Below are 16,569 nucleotides of genomic sequence, written 5' to 3'. Positions count from 1 at the left end.
CTTGCTCTCAATATCGGCATTTATACTTGACTTAACGGGAGCGTCACCGGAGATTTAGCCAAGAATTTCAGGAAACGGCGGCTGTCGGTGAAAGACCGCAGGGCGCGAAACACACGGACAAAGAATAATGACGATCATCCTTGGCCTGTTGGCCGTCGTGGGCCTCGTGTTCGGCGGCTTCCTTCTCTCCGGCGGCAGCATGGACGTTCTCATTCACGCTCTGCCCTTCGAGGGGATGATGATCGGCGGCGCGGCCTTGGGCTCTTTCCTGATCGCGAACTCGTTCAGCATGATCCGCCGCTCGGGGCGCGGGCTTGTGAAAGTGATGAAGGGCAGCCAGTGGAAGACCGCGGATTACACCGATCTGCTCAATCTGCTGTTCGAACTGTCGCGGCTGTATCGCAACAAGGGGATCATCGCGCTCGACTCGCATATCGAGACCCCGGAAGAGAGCGAGATCTTCGGTCGCTATCCGCGCATCCTGAAGGACCATTTCGCGATCCAGCTGATTACCGACAGCTTCCGGATGCTGGCGATGAACTTCGATGACAAATACCAGACCGAGGACGTCATCAACCGCAAGCTCAAGAAGCATCACCGCGAGGTCATGGCGCCGGCCTCGGCGCTGCAGACCGTCTCTGATGCACTGCCCGCCATCGGGATCATCGCGGCCGTTCTGGGCGTGATCAAAACGATGGGGGCGATCGACCAGCCGCCGGAAATTCTGGGCGGCATGATCGGCGGCGCGCTCGTCGGTACCTTCCTTGGCGTGTTCCTTGCCTATTGCTTCGTGCAGCCGATGTCCGGGCGTCTGCGCCAGATCGAGGAAGAGGATTCCGCGTTCTATGCCGTGATCCGCGATATCTTCGTGGCGCTGGTGAGTGACCACCCGCCGAATATCTGCATCGAGATCGGTCGCGGCAGTATCCCCACCGTCTATCAGCCCGATTTCTACGCCGTCGAACAGGCGCAGAAAGAGCTGCCGCAGGCGGCGTAAACAGGCGATGGCGCGCAACCGGATCGCAGCTCTGGAAGTGATCGGGCGGCTGCGGCGGCGCGAGCTCGAAGAGCAGGCTGGCGAGCTATCGAAACTGAATGCGCAGGTCGCGCGGCTGGAAGGCGAGCGTGATACGCTGACGGAGCGCGCCCGCGCCGAGCTTCACGTCACCTCGCCCGAGACCGCGCCCTATGCGGCCGGGTTTCGCGAGGCGGTGCGCGAGACGGTCTCGTGGCTCGATCAGGAAATCGGCACGCTGAACGAACGCCGCGTGCCGCTCGAAGACCGGATGCGAGAGCTGTTTCGAGAGGCGAAGACCTACGACACGCTTCTCGACCGTGCCCGCGCCGAACGCGCGGCGGAACTGGCAAAGCGCGAGCAGGCACAGGCCGAGGAGCGCACGCTACAGCGCTGGCTGCGCGACAGGGATGTCGTCTGAACCTGCATTGAGGCTGGCGTCGAGAGCGACCCTGCGGCTAAGCTTTCCCTACGGCATATAAACAGAGGGAGACGCTCCGATGGAGTTCAGCGACGCAATCCGCAAATGTTTCTCGAACTACGTGACATTCACTGGCCGCGCAGCCCGGCCCGAATTCTGGTGGTTCGTTCTGTTCATCTTTCTAGGCAACATCGTCTTCGGCATCTTGGACCGTATCCTCTTTGGTCCGATGATGATGCGGCACGACGCGTCGCTGCTCGGCGGGATCTTCTCTCTCGTCGTGTTCCTGCCAGCGCTCGCGGTGCTGGTGCGGCGGCTGCACGATCTCGACCGGACCGGCTGGTGGGCCCTGATCGCGCTGATCCCGGTGATCGGGACGCTGGTTCTGCTCTTCTTCACCGTTCAGCGCGGCTCCACGGGCGGCAACCGGTTCGGGCCTCCGGCTCTGCCGCCGCATCAGATGCCGTCCTGAGGTGACATGAAAAAGGGCACCCGCGCGGGGTGCCCTTCATTCTGTCTTTGGTAGCGGTCTGCTCAGTCCAGCGCCGCGTCGCACCGTTTGCAGGTGCCGGGATGCTTATGCGTGCCGACATCGGGCAGGATCTTCCAGCAGCGTTCGCATTTCTGGCCATCTGCCTTCTCGAAGACCACCGAGATGCCCGAGACTTCGGGCAGGCGGTACGCTTCCTGCGGGGCCGGATCGGCGGTCAGCGCGATATCCGAGGTGATGCAGAGATCCTCGAAGGGCACCGATTTCAGCGCCGCCAGAACGTCAGCATCCTCGACATGCACGACAGGTGCCGCCTCGAGCGAGGCCCCGATCACCTTGGCCGAGCGCTGCACTTCGAGCGCCGCCGTCACCACGCGACGGGCGCGGCGGATGCCGTCCCATTTCGCGGCAAGGCTCGCGTTGGCCCAGTCCGCGGGCGTCTCGGGGATGTCCTGCAGGTGGACCGAGGCGTCATCGCCCGGGAAGCGCGACAGCCACACGTCTTCCATCGTGAAGACGAGGATCGGCGCGAGCCAGGTCGTCAGGCGGTGGAACAGCAGATCGAGCACCGTGCGCGCCGAACGGCGACGCAGGCCGTCTTCCGGGTCGCAATAGAGCGCGTCCTTGCGGATGTCGAAATAGAAGGCCGACAGGTCCACGGTGCAGAAGTTGAACAGCTGCTGGAATACGCCCTGGAAGTCGAACGCGTCATAGCCCTTGCGCACTTCCACATCGAGCTGTGCCAGACGATGCAGCACCCAGCGCTCCAGCTCCGGCATCTCCGCCGGATCGACGCGCTCGGCGTCGGAGAACCCGTCGAGATTGCCCAGCATGAAGCGCAGCGTGTTGCGCAGACGGCGGTAGCTGTCCGCGACCCCTTTCAGGATTTCCGGGCCGATGCGCTGATCCTCGGTGAAGTCGGTCTGCGCAACCCAGAGGCGCAGGATATCCGCGCCATATTGCTTGATGACTTCCTCGGGCACGATCGTGTTGCCCAGCGATTTGGACATCTTCATGCCCTTCTCGTCGAGCGTGAACCCGTGCGTCACCACGTTGCGATAGGGCGCGCGGCCCTTCGTGGCGCAGGCCTGCAGCAGCGAGGAGTGGAACCAGCCGCGGTGCTGGTCGGTGCCCTCAAGGTAGACATCGGCGATGCCATCCTCGGCCCCGTCTGCGCGGTCGCGCAGCACGAAAGCATGGGTGGACCCGCTGTCGAACCACACGTCGAGCACGTCGAAGACCTGCTCGTAATCGTCGGGGTTCACCAGACCTTCGAGAACCTTCGCTTTGAAGCCGTCCTCATACCACGCATCCGCGCCCTCGGTCTCGAAGGCGGCGATGACGCGCGCATTGGCTTCGGCATTGCGCAGCAGGAAGTCCTCGTCGGTAGGCTTGGCGCCTTTCTTGACGAAGCAGGTCAGCGGCACGCCCCAGGCGCGCTGACGGCTCAGCACCCAGTCGGGACGGTTCTCGATCATCGAATGCAGGCGGTTCTTGCCCTTCTCGGGCGTGAAAGTCACCAGCTCCTCGATCGAGGTCAGCGCGCGCTTGCGGATCGTGTCACCATAGGTGCCCATGCCATCGTTGAGCGTGTGGTCGATCGCGGCGAACCATTGCGGCGTGTTGCGATAGATCAGCGGCGCTTTCGAGCGCCAGCTATGCGGGTAGGAGTGCTTGATCTTGCCCTTGGCGAGAAGCGCACCGGCCCAGGCCAGTTGCTTGATGTTCGACACATTTGCCGGGCCGTCCTTGCCGTCCGCCGCGACGATCGCCTCGCCGCCGAACAGCGGCAGATCCTTGCGGTAGCTGCCGTCGGGCTCGACGTTGTAGGTCATCGGCAGGCCGAACTTGAGGCCCATCTGATAGTCGTCGTCACCGTGCGACGGCGCGGTGTGCACGAAGCCCGTTCCCGCCTCGTCGGTCACGTGATCGCCCGGCAGGACCGGCACGTCGAAATCCCATTCGCCATTCGCGCCATCGACGCCGGCATAGGGGTGCGACAGCGTCAGCCCTTCCAGCTCCGCCGCCGACACATCGCGCACGCGGGTGAAGCTCTCGACTTTCGCCTGATCCATCACCGATTGCGCCAGCGCATCGGCCATCAGCAGCAGCTCGCCTTCTTCGGCGGTCGATTTCTCGCCCAGCGTGTCGACCCGGTAGAGGCCGTAGCCGATCGTCGGATGGAAGGAGACGGCGCGGTTCTGCGGAATCGTCCAGGGCGTCGTGGTCCAGATCACGACGCTCGCCTCATGCAACTGATCGGCCAGCAGCGCCTGATCGGCTGCATCATACTCGACCGCATCCTCGGTCGGCATTGCCGCGTTGCCGCCCCGGCGGACCTTGAAGCGCACCCAGATCGTGTGGCTGGTGTGGTCGTGATATTCGACCTCGGCCTCGGCCAGCGCGGTCTTCTCGACCGGCGACCACATCACGGGCTTGGAGCCCTGATAGAGCGTGCCGTTCATCAGGAACTTCATGAACTCCTCGGCGATCACCGCCTCGGCATGGTAGTTCATCGTCAGATACGGATCGGCCCAGTTGCCATAGACGCCCAGACGCTTGAATTCCTCGCGCTGGATGTCGACCCAGTTCTCGGCAAACGCACGGCATTCGCGGCGGAAGTCCACGACGTCGACCGCGTCTTTGTCGAGCCCCTTGGCACGATACTGCTCTTCGATCTTCCACTCGATCGGCAGGCCGTGGCAATCCCAGCCCGGAACGTAGCGCGCATCGCGGCCCATCATCTGCTGCGAGCGGGTGATGAAGTCCTTCAGGATCTTGTTGAGCGCGTGACCGATATGGAGATGGCCGTTCGCATAGGGAGGGCCGTCATGGAGCACGAAGCTCGGGCGGTTGTCCTTCGCGGCCTTCTCGCGCAGGCGGTCATAGACGCCGATCTTCTCCCAACGCGCCAGCCAGTCGGGCTCGCGCATGGGCAGGCCCGCGCGCATCGGGAAATCGGTTTTCGGCAGGAAGACGGTGCCGCGATAATCGGGGGCGGTCGTCTCGGTGGTCTGGTCGGAACTCATGGAATTGTCGTCCTTGGGAAAGGGAAGGGCGTGCGCGCGCACGCCTCGGGGCTTGGCGCAATATCCCGGCTACCCTGACGCGTCAGAGCGCCGGGCAGGTAATTCGCGGATATGCAGCCAGCAAGAACATGCCGCCCTTATAGGCGTGCGACCGCAGGGCGGCAAGCGCAGATCAGGAAGCGCTGCCGCCCGTCTCTGTGGGGGCCCGAGATGCCGAAGAAGAGGGGGCGCTGCCCCCACGCCCTGTCGGGCGCTCCCCCGGGATATTTGTGCCAAGCCGAAATAAGGCTGGAGGCAAGAGCCGGGGATGCGCGGCAGATGGGGTTGGCCCCTTTCCCCCTCCGGCGCGATCTCTTAGGGTCAGGGCGAAGCGAGGGAGGCGGCATGTCGGAACAGGCAGAGATCACGGGCGAAATGGTGGAGCAGCTCTTCCGGCGCTCTTCCGACGAGTATCTGTTCGCGCGCTGGGGGCGTCCGGTCGTGCCGGTGGTGTTCGGGGTGGAGGCTGCGACGCTGGCGACCGTGAAGGGCGCGGTCGAGGCGGTCGTGGCACTGGCCGGGCACAAGATGGCCGAGACCGATCCTGAGCTCGGTGCGAACCTGATGATCTTCTTCTTCCGTGACTGGCAGGAATTGCTCGAGGTGCCCAATCTCGATCATCTGATCGACGGGCTGCAGGATCTGGTGATCCGGCTCGACGATCAAGGCGCGAACCAGTATCGCGTCTTCCGCTTCGACAAGGACGGCGCGATCCGGGCCTGTTTCGCCTTCGTGCGGATGGATGCGGGGCTCGACGAGGTGCCCGCCGAGGTGATTGCGCTGAGCCAGGCGGTGCAGATGATCCTGCTCTGGTCCGACAAGGCTTTCGTGAAACGCTCGCCGCTTGCGGTGGCGCGCGGCGTGACCGTGCTGCGCCCCGAGATCGCGGCGATCATTGCGGCGGGCTACGATCCGACGATGCCGGCTGTGGCGAAAGATCCGAGCCACGCGCTGCGCCTTGCCGCCCGCGCAGGTCTGCGTCAGGGCGAGGCCGCAGAGGCGGTGCGGGAATTGTCGCGCGAAGTGGGCGAGGCGGAGCCGGACGATCAGGAGAACGAGAATGGCGCATGAGTTTCCGATCCGGGTCTATTACGAGGACACCGATCTTGCGGGGATCGTCTATTACGCCAATTACCTGAAGTTCATCGAGCGCGGGCGGTCCGAATTCGTCCGCGCGCTGGGCGTGGATCAGGTCGCGCTGAAGGCCGATCACGGCGTGGTCTTCGCGGTGCGCCGGGTCGAGGCCGACTATCTGCGCCCCGCGAAATTCGACGACGAGCTGGTGGTCACGACCGATCTGGTCGCCGAAACGGGCGCGCGTTTCGTGATGGAGCAGACGGTGCAGCGCGACGGCGAGGTGCTGTTCACCGCGCAGGTCACCATCGTCTGTCTCAATGAGGCGGGCGCGGCTCAGCGGCTTCCCGCCGATATTCGCCGGAAACTGGCCCCGAAACTGCATTGAAAAGCGGCGGGGTTTCGCCGGTTACATTGTTGTTATGGCGTTCCCCTTACTGCTGATATAGAATCGCTGGTAATCAGAGGCCCGATAACGTGGCCCCAACCGGCGAGCAGTACCTATGGACCAATCTTCGCTTGCGATGGCGCAGGAGATCGACTTCTCCCTGCTTGCGCTCTTTCTGCGCGCATCGCTGACCGTCAAACTCGTGATGATCATTCTCGTGGTGGCCAGCTTCTGGTCCTGGGCGATCATCATCCGCAAATTCATCGCCTACCGCGCAGCGCGCTCCGAGGCGGAAGCCTTCGACCGGGCCTTCTGGTCGGGTGAGCCGCTCGATGAGCTGTTCGACCAGATCGGCCCCGCGCCCGAGGGTGCGAGCCAGAAGATCTTCGCCGCCGGCATGCTGGAATGGCGCCGGTCGCACCGTCAGGACGGCGCGCTGATCACCGGCGCGCAGGCGCGGATCGAACGCTCGATGGATGTCGCGATCCAGAAAGCCACCGAGAACCTCAATTACGGGCTGAATTTCCTTGCGACCGTGGGCTCGATCTCGCCCTTCGTGGGCCTGTTCGGCACGGTCTGGGGGATCAAGGTCGCCTTCGAGGAAATCGCGATCTCGCAGAACACCTCGCTCGCCGTCGTGGCGCCCGGCATCTCGGAAGCGCTCGTCGCGACCGCGCTGGGCCTGCTCGCGGCGATCCCGGCGGTGATCTTCTACAACAAGCTGTCGTCCGATGCCGATCGCATCGCGGGCAACTACGAGGCCTTCGCGGACGAGTTCTCGACCATCCTGTCGCGCCAGTTGGATAGCTGATCATGGGCGCGGGTGTTGCAAAACGCGGATCGGGCGGATCGCGGCGCCGCAGGAGCGGACGGGGCCGTCATGCCGCGATGAGCGAGATCAACGTCACGCCGATGGTCGACGTGATGCTGGTGCTCTTGGTGATCTTCATGGTCGCCGCGCCGATGATGACCGTGGGCGTGCCGCTGGAGCTGCCGAAGACCGCAGCCAAGGCCGTGCCGACCGAGCAGGAAACGCCGCTGACGATCTCGCTTCAGGCGGACGGGAAAGTCTCGTTGATGAACTCGGAAGTGCCGCAGGATCAGCTGATCGACCGTCTCAAGGCGATCTCGGCCGAGCGTAACAGCAACAAGGTGTTCCTGCGCGCGGATGGCAAGATTTCCTATTCTCAGGTGGTGCAGGTGATGGGCGCGCTCAACGGCGCGGGGTTCTCGAACATCACGCTCGTCACCGATACCGGAGGGCCGCAATTGACGGCGCCTGCGGGGAACTGAGCCCAGGGGGCAGCATCGCATGAACCGTGCGGACAAGATCGGTTACGGCCTGTCGGGCGCGCTGCATGTGGGCGTGCTCTTCTGGGTCATTGCAGGGGGGCAGTGGTTCTTCCCGAAGCCGAACGAGCCGGTGGTAATCAGTCAGGTCGCGGTGATGTCCGAGCAGGACTTCAACACGATGATGGCCTCGGCGCCGAAGGATGCGCCGCAGCCGACGCCGGATCCGGTTGCGCCCACGGCGCCCGATACACCTTCCGAGACGACACCGCCGCCCGAGACGCCCGCGCCCGAGCCGCAGGCCAAGCCGGAACCCGAGCCGCAGGCGATGCAGCAGCCCGATCCGGCCCCTGATGCGCAGCCCGACGTCTCGGCCCTGCAAGAGCCGACGCCGCCCGCAGAGGTGAGCGACACGCCGCCCGAAATCGTCCCGCCGGTCGAGGAGCCCTCGCCGACGGTCACGCCCGATATCTCTCCCGCGCCGAAGCCGAAACAGGCGCCGCGCGTTGCGCCGACCCCTGCGCCCGAGCCGCCGCCCGAAGCGAAGGTCGACCCGCAGGCGCAGCCGCAAGAGGCCCCCAAGCCCGCCGACACGCCCGATCAGCCGGTCGAGAAGCCGAAGGAGGCGACCGCGCCGCCGGAAGCCTCGACGGAGATTGTGACCGAGGCGAACAAGACCGAAGACAAGCCAGAAAGCTCCGCGCCGCTGGCCTCGCCGCGTCCGAGCGCCAAGCCCAAGCCGCCCGCGCCGAAAGAGACGCAGACGGCCGCCGCGCCTGCCGAGAAGAAGCCTGAAGAACCCAAGCCCGCCGAGAAGAAACCGGCAGAGACCAAGCCCGCGCCGAGCGAGCCGAAGAAAGTCGACAGCGCCTCGGTGAACGATGCTCTGGCGGCAGCTTTGGGTGGCGCGGGCACGGGCGGCACCGGCTCCGCGCCGACCGGTCCGCCGATCACCGCAGGCGAGAAAGACGCGCTGATCGTCGATATCAAGCAGTGCTGGAATACCGGCGCGCTCAGCTCGGATGCGCTGCGTACCACGGTGACGCTGTCGGTCGACATGCAGCCCGACGGCCACCCGATCATCTCCTCGATCAAGCTGGTCGGGGCGACGGGCGGCACCGGCAACGCGGTCGATCAGGCCTTCGAGGCCGGGCGTCGCGCTATCGTTCTGTGCGGCTCGGACGGGTTCCCGTTGCCGCCGGAGAAATACGACCGCTGGAAAACGATCACCATCGACTTCAATCCCGAAAAAATGAGGATGAAATGACGGTGGATCGGCGAATTTCCGCGCGGTGTCATGGGGTTGTGATGCACGATCGTGCCGCAGCGCGTTACAAACCGGGCAAGACCCGGAAAGGGAGTGTGTGACATGATGCGTTTCGTTCTCAGTTTGCTGGCGGCTGTGATGCTGGCACCCATCGCCGCAACCGCGCAGGATTCCGAACCGCTGCATATCGAGATCACCGACGGTGTGATCGAGCCGATGCCGTTCGCGATCGCGGGCTTCATCCCCGAAAGTTCCGAGGCCGCCGATATGGCGAGCCAGATCACGCAGGTGATCTCGAGCGATCTGACGGGCACGGGCCTGTTCCGCGAAATCCCGAAATCCGCCTATATCCAGAACGTGTCGAGCTTCGATACGCCGGTGAAATATTCCGACTGGCAGGCGATCAACGCGCAGGCGCTGGTCGTGGGCTCGGTCGGGATGCAGGGCGGCAAGGTGGTCGTGAAGTTCCGCCTCTTCGACGTGTTCTCCGGTCAGCAGATGGGCGACGGGCAGCAACTTGCAGCCTCGCCGGCCAGCTGGCGGCGTCTGGCGCACAAGGTCTCGGACGTGATCTATTCGCGCATCACGGGCGAGGGCCCCTACTTCGATAGCCGCGTGGTCTTCGTCTCGGAAAGCGGGCCGAAGGACAACCGCCAGAAGCGGCTCGCCGTGATGGATTACGACGGCGCGAACGTGACCTATCTCACCGATGCCTCGACCATCGTGCTCGCCCCGCGCTTCTCGCGTGACGGCACCAAGGTGCTGTTCACCACCTTCGAGACCGGCTTCCCGCGCATCAAGATGCTCGACGTGGCCACCGCCTCGGCGCGGCTTCTGCCGGAAGTGCCCGGCACGATGACCTTCGCGCCGCGCTTCTCGCCAGATGGCACGAAGATCGTCTATTCGATGGAGCAGAACGGCAATACCGATCTCTGGATGATGAATATCAGCTCGGGACAGACCCAGCGCCTGACGACCTCGCCTGCGATCGAAACCTCGCCCAGCTTCTCGCCCGACGGTTCGCGGATCGTGTTCGAATCCGACCGCTCGGGCACGCAGCAGCTCTACATCATGCCCGCGGGCGGCGGTGACGCGACGCGGATCAGCTTTGGCGACGGGCGCTATTCGACCCCCGTGTGGTCGCCGCGCGGCGACATGATCGCCTTCACCAAGCAAAATCAGGGCCGTTTCCATATCGGCGTGATGCGCACCGATGGCTCGGAGGAGCGTCTGCTGACCTCGTCCTTCCTCGACGAGGGGCCGACCTGGTCGCCCAATGGCCGCGTGATCATGTTCACCCGGGAGAGCCCTGGCGCCCAAGGGTCGGCCTCGCTCTATTCGGTCGACATCTCCGGGCGCAACCTGAAGAAAGTCTCCACGCCGGGAGCCGCATCGGACCCGGCCTGGTCGCCGCTTCTGCCCTGAGGGCGGATTAACAAGCGTTAGAGAAACTGGTAGGCTCGCCCGCAATGGGCAGATCAACAAAGGCGGAACCAATGAATTTTGCAGTGAAGGCCGTGTTGGCCATCTCGATGCTGGGCCTCGCGGCCTGTTCGAACCCCGATCAATACGGCTCCGGCGCGACCGGCCCCGGCGGCGCGCTCGGCCCGGGCGGCGCTGGCATGGACGGCGTCAGCCAAGGCGGGATCAACGATCCCAACTCGCCGGCCTATTTCAGCCAGACCATCGGCGACATGGTGCATTTCCAGGTTGACCAGTCGACGCTGACCGACACCGCGCGCGGCATTCTGTCCCAGCAGGCAAGCTGGCTTGTGAGCCACCCGAGCTACACTGCGATCATCGAAGGCCATGCCGACGAGCAGGGCACCCGCGAATACAACCTCGCGCTCGGCGCACGCCGTGCCTCGGCCGTGCAGGAATACCTGATCAGCCAGGGCGTGGCCGGCAACCGTCTGCGCACGGTCTCCTACGGCAAGGAACGCCCGCTGGCGATTTGCTCCACTGAAGAGTGCTACATGAAGAACCGTCGCGCCGTGACGGTGATCTCGCAATCGGCGGTCGGGAGCTGATCGCGATGCTGAGAGCTTTGCTTCTCGGTGCGGCTGTTCTCGCAGCCGCGCCCGCGCTGGCTCAGGACGCGAACCGCGCCCAGACGCTGGCTGACATCAAGACCGAACTGGGACAGCTTCAGACCGAAATCGGTAGCCTGCGTCAGGAACTGCAAGCCTCTGGCCAGGCCGGTCTGCAGAAAGCGGGCGGCGATTCCGCTCTGCAGCGGATGGATTCGATGGAGCTGTCGCTGTCGCATATGACCGACCGTGTCGAAGAGCTGGAAAACAAGATCAACCGCGTCGTCGCCGATGGCACGAAGCGGATCGGCGATCTGAACTTCCGGGTCTGCGAGATGGAAGAGAACTGCGACATCTCGCAGCTGGGCAAGGCCAAGCCGCTGGGAGGCGACGCGCCGACCAACGCGCCTTCGGTCACTGGCCCCGCGCCGGATTCGACGCCCGGTCCCGATCTTGCGATTAACGAGAAATCGGATTTCGAGGCGGGCAAGAAAGCCTATGAGGATGGCGATTACGCCTCGGCGGCGGATCTTCTCACGACCTTCCGGCAGACCTATCCCGGCTCTCCGCTAACCAGCGACGCGATGTATTATCGCGGAATGGCGCTGCAAAAGCAGGGCGATGAGGCGGGGGCCGCGCGCGCGTGGCTCGACGGGTTCTCCGCCGATCCGAAAGGGTCGCGGGCGGCGGACAACCTGCTGTCGCTCGGCAAGGCTCTGGGCCAGCTCGGTCAGCAGAGCGAGGCCTGTACCACTCTGGGGCAGGTGAGCGCACGCTTCCCGGGCTCTTCGGCGGCGGGCGAGGCGCAGGGCGCGCAGCAATCGCTGGGATGCCAGTGAGCGCGGTCCGGTGACGCTGGACGACATCGCAAGACACGGTTTTGACCCCGATGCGCCCCGGCGCGTCGGGGTTGCCGTTTCCGGGGGCTCGGATTCGATGGCGGTGCTGGTGCTGCTGGCTGCGCATTTCGAGGTTGCCGCGGTGACGGTGGATCACGGGCTGCGCCCCGAGGCCGCCGAGGAAGCCGCATTTGTCGGGCGGTTCTGCGCGGATCGCGGCACTGCGCATACCGTCCTGCGTTGGGATGGCGCCAGTGCCGAAGGCAACCTGATGGATGCTGCGCGCCGGGCGCGTCTGTGGCTGATCGGCGCTTGGGCACGCGAAAACGGGATTGCCCATGTCGCGCTGGGGCATACCGCCAACGATCAGGCCGAGACCTTCCTGATGCGGCTCGCCCGAGAGGCTGGGCTGGAGGGGTTGTCGGGCATGCGCCCGCGGTTCGAGGCCGAAGGCGTGACATGGCATCGTCCGTTTCTTGGCCAGACACGCGAGTCGTTGCGCGACCATCTGCGCGCGGAAGGCATCACGTGGATCGACGACCCCTCCAACGCGAATGACCGCTTCGACCGGGTCAAGGCGCGTCAGGCGCTCGGGGCGCTCGCGCCTTTGGGCGTCGATGCGCAGGCGATCGCCGGCGTGACGGCGAACCTCTCGGCTGCGAATGCGGCGCTGCATCGGTTGCTGATGGCGGAGGTCGCGCGTCACGTCTCCGAGGCGTCGGGCGATCTGCTGATCGATGCCAAAGGCTTCGCCGCGATGGACCCGGAATTGCAACGTCGCCTGATCGTGGCCGCGCTGCGCTGGGTGTCCGGGGCGGAGTATGCGCCGCGCGCCGCGAAAGTGCAGGGCTTGCTGTCGGAGGTCGCGCAACCCGGCGACCGCACCCTGCATGGCTGCCGCATCACCTCCAGCAAAGACGCGATCCGCATCACCCGCGAGGCGCAGGCTGTGGCTGATCTGCGCGTGGCTGTCGAAGCTGGCGCCGCGCTTTGGGACCGTTGGGAGCTCACCGGGCCCGCAGCCGACGTGGCGGAAGTCGCGGCGCTGGGGGAGGCGGGATTGCGCCAATGCCCCGACTGGCGCGACACCGGCCTTCCGCGTGCCTCGCTTGCCGCAAGTCCTGCCATTTGGCGCGGCGAGACGCTTGTCGCGGCCCCGATCGCGGGCTTTGGCGCAGGCTGGCGGGCGCGGATTTCCCGCGACGCATTCGCCACTTGGCTAATTCGACGTTGAACCCCGGCGCGTAATGCCTATTTTCACTGAGGAAGAGGCGGCGACCGCAGGTCAGCCGCCCGATACGATTGGAGGATATTCCTTGGGTAATGCGCGCAATCTGGCCTTTTGGGCGGTGCTGTTCCTGTTGATTTTAGCCCTGTTCAACCTTTTCGGTGATGGGCAATCTTCGATGAACTCGTCCCAAGCGACCTACTCGGAGTTCATGGACGCCGTCGATAAAGGCGAGGTGAAGAACGTTCGCCTCGATGGCGAAGAGGTGCGCTACCAGCTCGCCGATGGCACAAGCTTCACCACCATCAAGCCGATGGAAGATCAGATCGCAGAGAAGCTGATCGACAAGGGCATCGCGGTGAGCGTCGTCAAACAACAGCAGTCGGGCTTCATGTCGCTGCTGGGCGTCTGGCTTCCCTTCCTCGTGCTGATCGGCATCTGGATCTTCTTCATGAACCGGATGCAGGGCGGCGGCAAAGGCGGCGCGATGGGCTTCGGCAAGTCCAAGGCGAAGCTCCTGACCGAGAAACATGGCCGCGTGACGTTTGACGACGTGGCGGGCATCGACGAAGCCAAGGAAGAACTCGAAGAGATCGTGGAATTCCTGCGCAACCCGCAGAAATTCTCGCGCCTCGGCGGCAAAATCCCGAAAGGCGCGCTGCTGGTGGGCCCTCCGGGTACCGGTAAGACGCTTCTGGCCCGCGCCATTGCGGGCGAGGCGGGCGTGCCCTTCTTCACCATTTCGGGCTCCGACTTCGTCGAGATGTTCGTGGGTGTGGGTGCATCCCGTGTCCGCGACATGTTCGAGCAGGCCAAGAAGAACGCGCCCTGCATCGTCTTCATCGACGAGATCGACGCGGTGGGTCGTGCCCGCGGTGTCGGCATCGGCGGCGGCAATGACGAGCGCGAACAGACCCTCAACCAGCTTCTAGTCGAGATGGACGGCTTCGAGGCCAATGAAGGCATCATCATCATCGCGGCGACGAACCGTAAAGACGTGCTCGACCCCGCGCTGCTGCGTCCGGGCCGCTTCGACCGTCAGATCCACGTCCCGAACCCCGACATCAAGGGCCGCGAGAAGATCCTGACGGTCCACTCGCGCAAAGTGCCGGTGGGGCCGGATGTCGATCTGCGTACCATCGCGCGCGGAACGCCGGGCTTCTCGGGCGCCGACCTGATGAACCTCGTCAATGAGGCCGCGCTGATGGCGGCCCGCGTCGGGCGTCGCTTCGTCTCGATGGAAGATTTCGAGAACGCCAAGGACAAGGTGATGCTGGGTGTCGAGCGCCGCTCGATGGTGCTCACCCCCGAGCAGAAGGAAATGACCGCCTATCACGAGGCCGGTCACGCCATCGTCGGCCTGTCGCTGCCGAAATGCGATCCGGTCTACAAGGCCACGATCATTCCGCGCGGTCAGGCCTTGGGTATGGTCGTCTCGCTGCCCGAGATGGACAAGCTCAACTACCACAAGGACGAAGCCAAGCAGAAGATCACCATGACCATGGCGGGCAAGGCAGCCGAGATCCTGAAATGGGGCGAAGAGCATGTCTCGAACGGCCCCGCGGGCGACATTCAGCAGGCGTCGGCGATTGCCCGCGCCATGGTGATGCGCTGGGGCATGTCCGAGAAGGTCGGCAATATCGACTATGCCGAGGCGCATGAGGGCTATCAGGGCAACACCGCCGGCTTCTCGGTCTCGACCAAGACGAAAGAGCTGATCGAGGAAGAGGTGCGCGGCCTGATCGAAGACGGCTACCAAGAGGCGCGCCGCATCCTGACCGAGCGGATCGAGGATTGGGAACGTTTGGCGCAAGGCCTTCTGGAATACGAAACCCTCACCGGCGACGAGATCAAGAAGGTCCTCTCCGGAGAGCCGCTGGGCGGTGACGACGACGACAGCTCCTCGGGGAGCCTGCCGTCGGTGACCGCGCTGCCCAAAACGTCCAAGAAGAAGGATCAGGGCGACGGCGGGGCGGAAACCACCCCCGAGCCTTCGGCCTGACCGCGAAGGTTCGCGAGAATGGTCACGCGTGACGCTTCAGTGCCGGGCGCAGCCGATTGGGACCCAGACGCTTATGCGCGGTTCCGCAATCTGAGGCTGCGCCCGGCACTCGACCTTCTGGCGCGGGTGCCGCAACTGCCCGAACGCGGCAAGATCATCGATCTGGGCTGCGGTAATGGCGCGGTGGCCGAGGCGCTCAACCACCACTACCCCAAGCGCAAGATCGTGGGCGTCGACAATTCCGAGGCGATGCTGAAGCGCGCCGCGGCGACCGGCGCCTATCATCGCTGCGATCTGGTCGACATTTCCGAATGGGTGCCCAACAAGCCGCCCGCGATGATCTTCTCGAACGCCGCGCTGCACTGGCTGCCCGATCACGCCGCGCTGTTTCCGCGTCTGGCCGGAGAGCTGCGCGAGGGCGGTGTGTTGGCGGTGCAGATGCCCGCCCAGCATGGCGCGCCGTCGCATCGCATCCTGCGCGACCTTTCGCAGGAGATGTTCCCCGACCGATTTAACTTCGCGGGCTGGGTGCCGCCCGTGGCCCCGGCGGTGGATTACGCGAAAATGCTTAGCCCTCTGGGCGAGGTCGATATCTGGCACACCGAATATCTGCAGGAGTTGCAGCCGACGCAGGGCGCGCATCCGGTGCGCCGCTTCACGGAAAGCACGGCGATGCGTCCTTTCCTGCGACTCCTAGGCGACACTGAAGCGCAGGTTCTCATCGAACGCTATGAAACCGCGCTCGAGACGGTTTATCCTCTGCGGGACGACGGCAGCGTCTTTTTCCCGTTCCGTCGTCTGTTTGTCGTCTTGTCAAAGAGGGGCTGATGGCCGCGCTGAAACCCACGCAATATCAAGGGGAGGTCGTCTGGCTCGGCCTGGTGACCACCGAGGGACAACTGACCTCGACCCCGGTCGAAGAGATCGACTTCACCTTCGACGGTCCCGTGGGAGAGCTGCATGGCGGGCGCACGCGTCCTTCCTGCTCGCGGGTGACCGATCAGCATCCCAAGGGCACCGAGATCGCCAATGTCCGCCAGCTGACGATCCTCTCGGCGGAGGAACTGGCCGAGACCGCCTTCGCGATGGGCGTGCCGGAAATCGACCCTTCCTGGGTCGGCGCGACGATCGTGCTGCGCGGTCTGCCGGACCTGACCCATATCCCGCCCTCGGCGCGGCTGCAGAACGAGACCGGGCTGACCTTCGTGGTGGATATGGAGAACCGTCCCTGTGTCCTGCCGGGCCGGGTGATCGAGGAGCACTATCCCGAGAAGGGCAAACGCTACAAACCGGCCGCCCAAGGTCGGCGCGGCGTGACCGCATGGGTGGAGCGTCCCGGTCGTCTGGTGGTGGGCGAAACGCTGCGGCTGCATATTCCCGATCAGCGCGCCTGGGAGCTGATGGACGAGGTCCGCTGAGGCGATTTAATCCCGCAACGGTCGCTTCTTTCCCTTTTA

16 protein-coding genes are annotated in these 16,569 nt (G+C 64.7%); 15 read left to right on the top strand and 1 reads right to left on the bottom strand.

The window, feature by feature from the left end; translation table 11 throughout:
- Positions 1–127: 127 nt before the first annotated feature.
- The 3 genes from motA to BMI91_RS06455 all read left to right on the top strand — a co-directional run bounded on the left by motA (position 128) and on the right by BMI91_RS06455 (position 1,908).
- The gene (gene motA / locus BMI91_RS06465; RefSeq protein WP_078521940.1) at positions 128–997 is read left to right on the top strand and encodes a flagellar motor stator protein MotA; all 870 of its coding nucleotides are present in this window, start codon (positions 128–130) and stop codon (positions 995–997) included.
- A 7-nt stretch (positions 998–1,004) separates the two neighbouring features.
- Positions 1,005–1,436, top strand: coding sequence for a flagellar FliJ family protein (locus BMI91_RS06460; protein WP_078604323.1), 432 nt, complete (start codon positions 1,005–1,007; stop codon positions 1,434–1,436).
- A gap of 79 nt (positions 1,437–1,515) precedes the next feature.
- A complete protein-coding gene (locus tag BMI91_RS06455; protein ID WP_078602092.1) occupies positions 1,516–1,908 on the top strand; it encodes a DUF805 domain-containing protein in 393 nt (130 codons plus the stop codon).
- A gap of 62 nt (positions 1,909–1,970) precedes the next feature.
- Here BMI91_RS06455 and ileS read toward each other — a convergent pair whose 3' ends face one another.
- Complete coding sequence (gene ileS, locus BMI91_RS06450; protein WP_078604322.1) at positions 1,971–4,955, bottom strand: isoleucine--tRNA ligase; 2,985 nt, start codon at positions 4,953–4,955, stop codon at positions 1,971–1,973.
- 384 nt (positions 4,956–5,339) lie between these two features.
- On the opposite strand from ileS, the gene BMI91_RS06445 reads away from it, so the two are divergent.
- The 12 genes from BMI91_RS06445 (at position 5,340) to BMI91_RS06385 (ending at position 16,530) form a co-directional block, all read left to right on the top strand.
- Positions 5,340–6,065 (top strand): hypothetical protein, encoded by a 726-nt coding sequence (locus BMI91_RS06445; protein ID WP_371326886.1) that lies wholly within the window; start codon positions 5,340–5,342, stop codon positions 6,063–6,065.
- Positions 6,055–6,456 carry a tol-pal system-associated acyl-CoA thioesterase gene (gene ybgC, locus BMI91_RS06440; RefSeq protein WP_078521933.1) on the top strand — a complete coding sequence of 134 codons (402 nt, stop codon included), beginning with the start codon at positions 6,055–6,057 and terminating at the stop codon, positions 6,454–6,456. The genes BMI91_RS06445 and ybgC overlap by 11 nt, the downstream gene beginning before the upstream one ends.
- Before the next feature lie 115 nt (positions 6,457–6,571).
- Positions 6,572–7,267, top strand: a complete 696-nt coding sequence (gene tolQ, locus BMI91_RS06435) for a protein TolQ (protein ID WP_078521931.1) — start codon at positions 6,572–6,574, stop codon at positions 7,265–7,267.
- 2 nt (positions 7,268–7,269) lie between these two features.
- Positions 7,270–7,749, top strand: coding sequence for a protein TolR (gene tolR / locus BMI91_RS06430; protein ID WP_078540251.1), 480 nt, complete (start codon positions 7,270–7,272; stop codon positions 7,747–7,749).
- 19 nt (positions 7,750–7,768) lie between these two features.
- Entirely contained in the window at positions 7,769–9,013 is a 1,245-nt protein-coding gene (locus BMI91_RS06420) for a cell envelope biogenesis protein TolA (RefSeq protein WP_158522108.1), read from the top strand.
- Between the two features lie 102 nt (positions 9,014–9,115).
- Positions 9,116–10,438 (top strand): Tol-Pal system beta propeller repeat protein TolB, encoded by a 1,323-nt coding sequence (gene tolB / locus BMI91_RS06415; protein WP_078540249.1) that lies wholly within the window; start codon positions 9,116–9,118, stop codon positions 10,436–10,438.
- Between the two features lie 71 nt (positions 10,439–10,509).
- Positions 10,510–11,043, top strand: coding sequence for a peptidoglycan-associated lipoprotein Pal (gene pal, locus BMI91_RS06410; protein ID WP_078604319.1), 534 nt, complete (start codon positions 10,510–10,512; stop codon positions 11,041–11,043).
- Between the two features lie 5 nt (positions 11,044–11,048).
- A complete protein-coding gene (ybgF, locus tag BMI91_RS06405; RefSeq protein ID WP_341853190.1) occupies positions 11,049–11,882 on the top strand; it encodes a tol-pal system protein YbgF in 834 nt (277 codons plus the stop codon).
- Positions 11,883–11,892: 10 nt separating this feature from the next.
- Entirely contained in the window at positions 11,893–13,116 is a 1,224-nt protein-coding gene (tilS, locus tag BMI91_RS06400) for a tRNA lysidine(34) synthetase TilS (RefSeq protein WP_244176561.1), read from the top strand.
- An 82-nt stretch (positions 13,117–13,198) separates the two neighbouring features.
- On the top strand, positions 13,199–15,112 hold the full coding sequence (ftsH, locus tag BMI91_RS06395; protein WP_078521918.1) for an ATP-dependent zinc metalloprotease FtsH: 1,914 nt from the start codon (positions 13,199–13,201) through the stop codon (positions 15,110–15,112).
- Positions 15,113–15,130: 18 nt separating this feature from the next.
- Positions 15,131–15,940, top strand: coding sequence for a methyltransferase domain-containing protein (locus BMI91_RS06390; protein WP_078604318.1), 810 nt, complete (start codon positions 15,131–15,133; stop codon positions 15,938–15,940).
- A complete protein-coding gene (locus tag BMI91_RS06385; protein WP_078521914.1) occupies positions 15,940–16,530 on the top strand; it encodes an MOSC domain-containing protein in 591 nt (196 codons plus the stop codon). The genes BMI91_RS06390 and BMI91_RS06385 overlap by 1 nt, the downstream gene beginning before the upstream one ends.
- Positions 16,531–16,569 lie beyond the last annotated feature (39 nt).

This window comes from Thioclava sediminum (assembly GCF_002020355.1).
Taxonomy (GTDB): Bacteria; Pseudomonadota; Alphaproteobacteria; order Rhodobacterales; family Rhodobacteraceae; genus Thioclava; species Thioclava sediminum.
The sequence above is the reverse complement of the archived record's forward strand: the minus strand, read 5'-3'. Positions and strand labels throughout refer to the sequence as shown.

Bases quoted from the DNA above. Each gene is read 5' to 3' on its own strand.
- ybgC (WP_078521933.1), top strand. From the start codon at position 6,055: ATGGCGCATGAGTTTCCGATCCGGGTCTATTACGAGGACACCGATCTT.
- motA (WP_078521940.1), top strand. From the start codon at position 128: ATGACGATCATCCTTGGCCTGTTGGCCGTCGTGGGCCTCGTGTTCGGC.
- BMI91_RS06390 (WP_078604318.1), top strand. From the start codon at position 15,131: ATGGTCACGCGTGACGCTTCAGTGCCGGGCGCAGCCGATTGGGACCCA.
- BMI91_RS06420 (WP_158522108.1), top strand. From the start codon at position 7,769: ATGAACCGTGCGGACAAGATCGGTTACGGCCTGTCGGGCGCGCTGCAT.
- BMI91_RS06455 (WP_078602092.1), top strand. From the start codon at position 1,516: ATGGAGTTCAGCGACGCAATCCGCAAATGTTTCTCGAACTACGTGACA.
- tolR (WP_078540251.1), top strand. From the start codon at position 7,270: ATGGGCGCGGGTGTTGCAAAACGCGGATCGGGCGGATCGCGGCGCCGC.
- ybgF (WP_341853190.1), top strand. From the start codon at position 11,049: ATGCTGAGAGCTTTGCTTCTCGGTGCGGCTGTTCTCGCAGCCGCGCCC.
- tolQ (WP_078521931.1), top strand. From the start codon at position 6,572: ATGGACCAATCTTCGCTTGCGATGGCGCAGGAGATCGACTTCTCCCTG.
- tolB (WP_078540249.1), top strand. From the start codon at position 9,116: ATGATGCGTTTCGTTCTCAGTTTGCTGGCGGCTGTGATGCTGGCACCC.
- BMI91_RS06460 (WP_078604323.1), top strand. From the start codon at position 1,005: ATGGCGCGCAACCGGATCGCAGCTCTGGAAGTGATCGGGCGGCTGCGG.
- pal (WP_078604319.1), top strand. From the start codon at position 10,510: ATGAATTTTGCAGTGAAGGCCGTGTTGGCCATCTCGATGCTGGGCCTC.
- ileS (WP_078604322.1), bottom strand. From the start codon at position 4,955: ATGAGTTCCGACCAGACCACCGAGACGACCGCCCCCGATTATCGCGGC.
- BMI91_RS06385 (WP_078521914.1), top strand. From the start codon at position 15,940: ATGGCCGCGCTGAAACCCACGCAATATCAAGGGGAGGTCGTCTGGCTC.
- BMI91_RS06445 (WP_371326886.1), top strand. From the start codon at position 5,340: ATGTCGGAACAGGCAGAGATCACGGGCGAAATGGTGGAGCAGCTCTTC.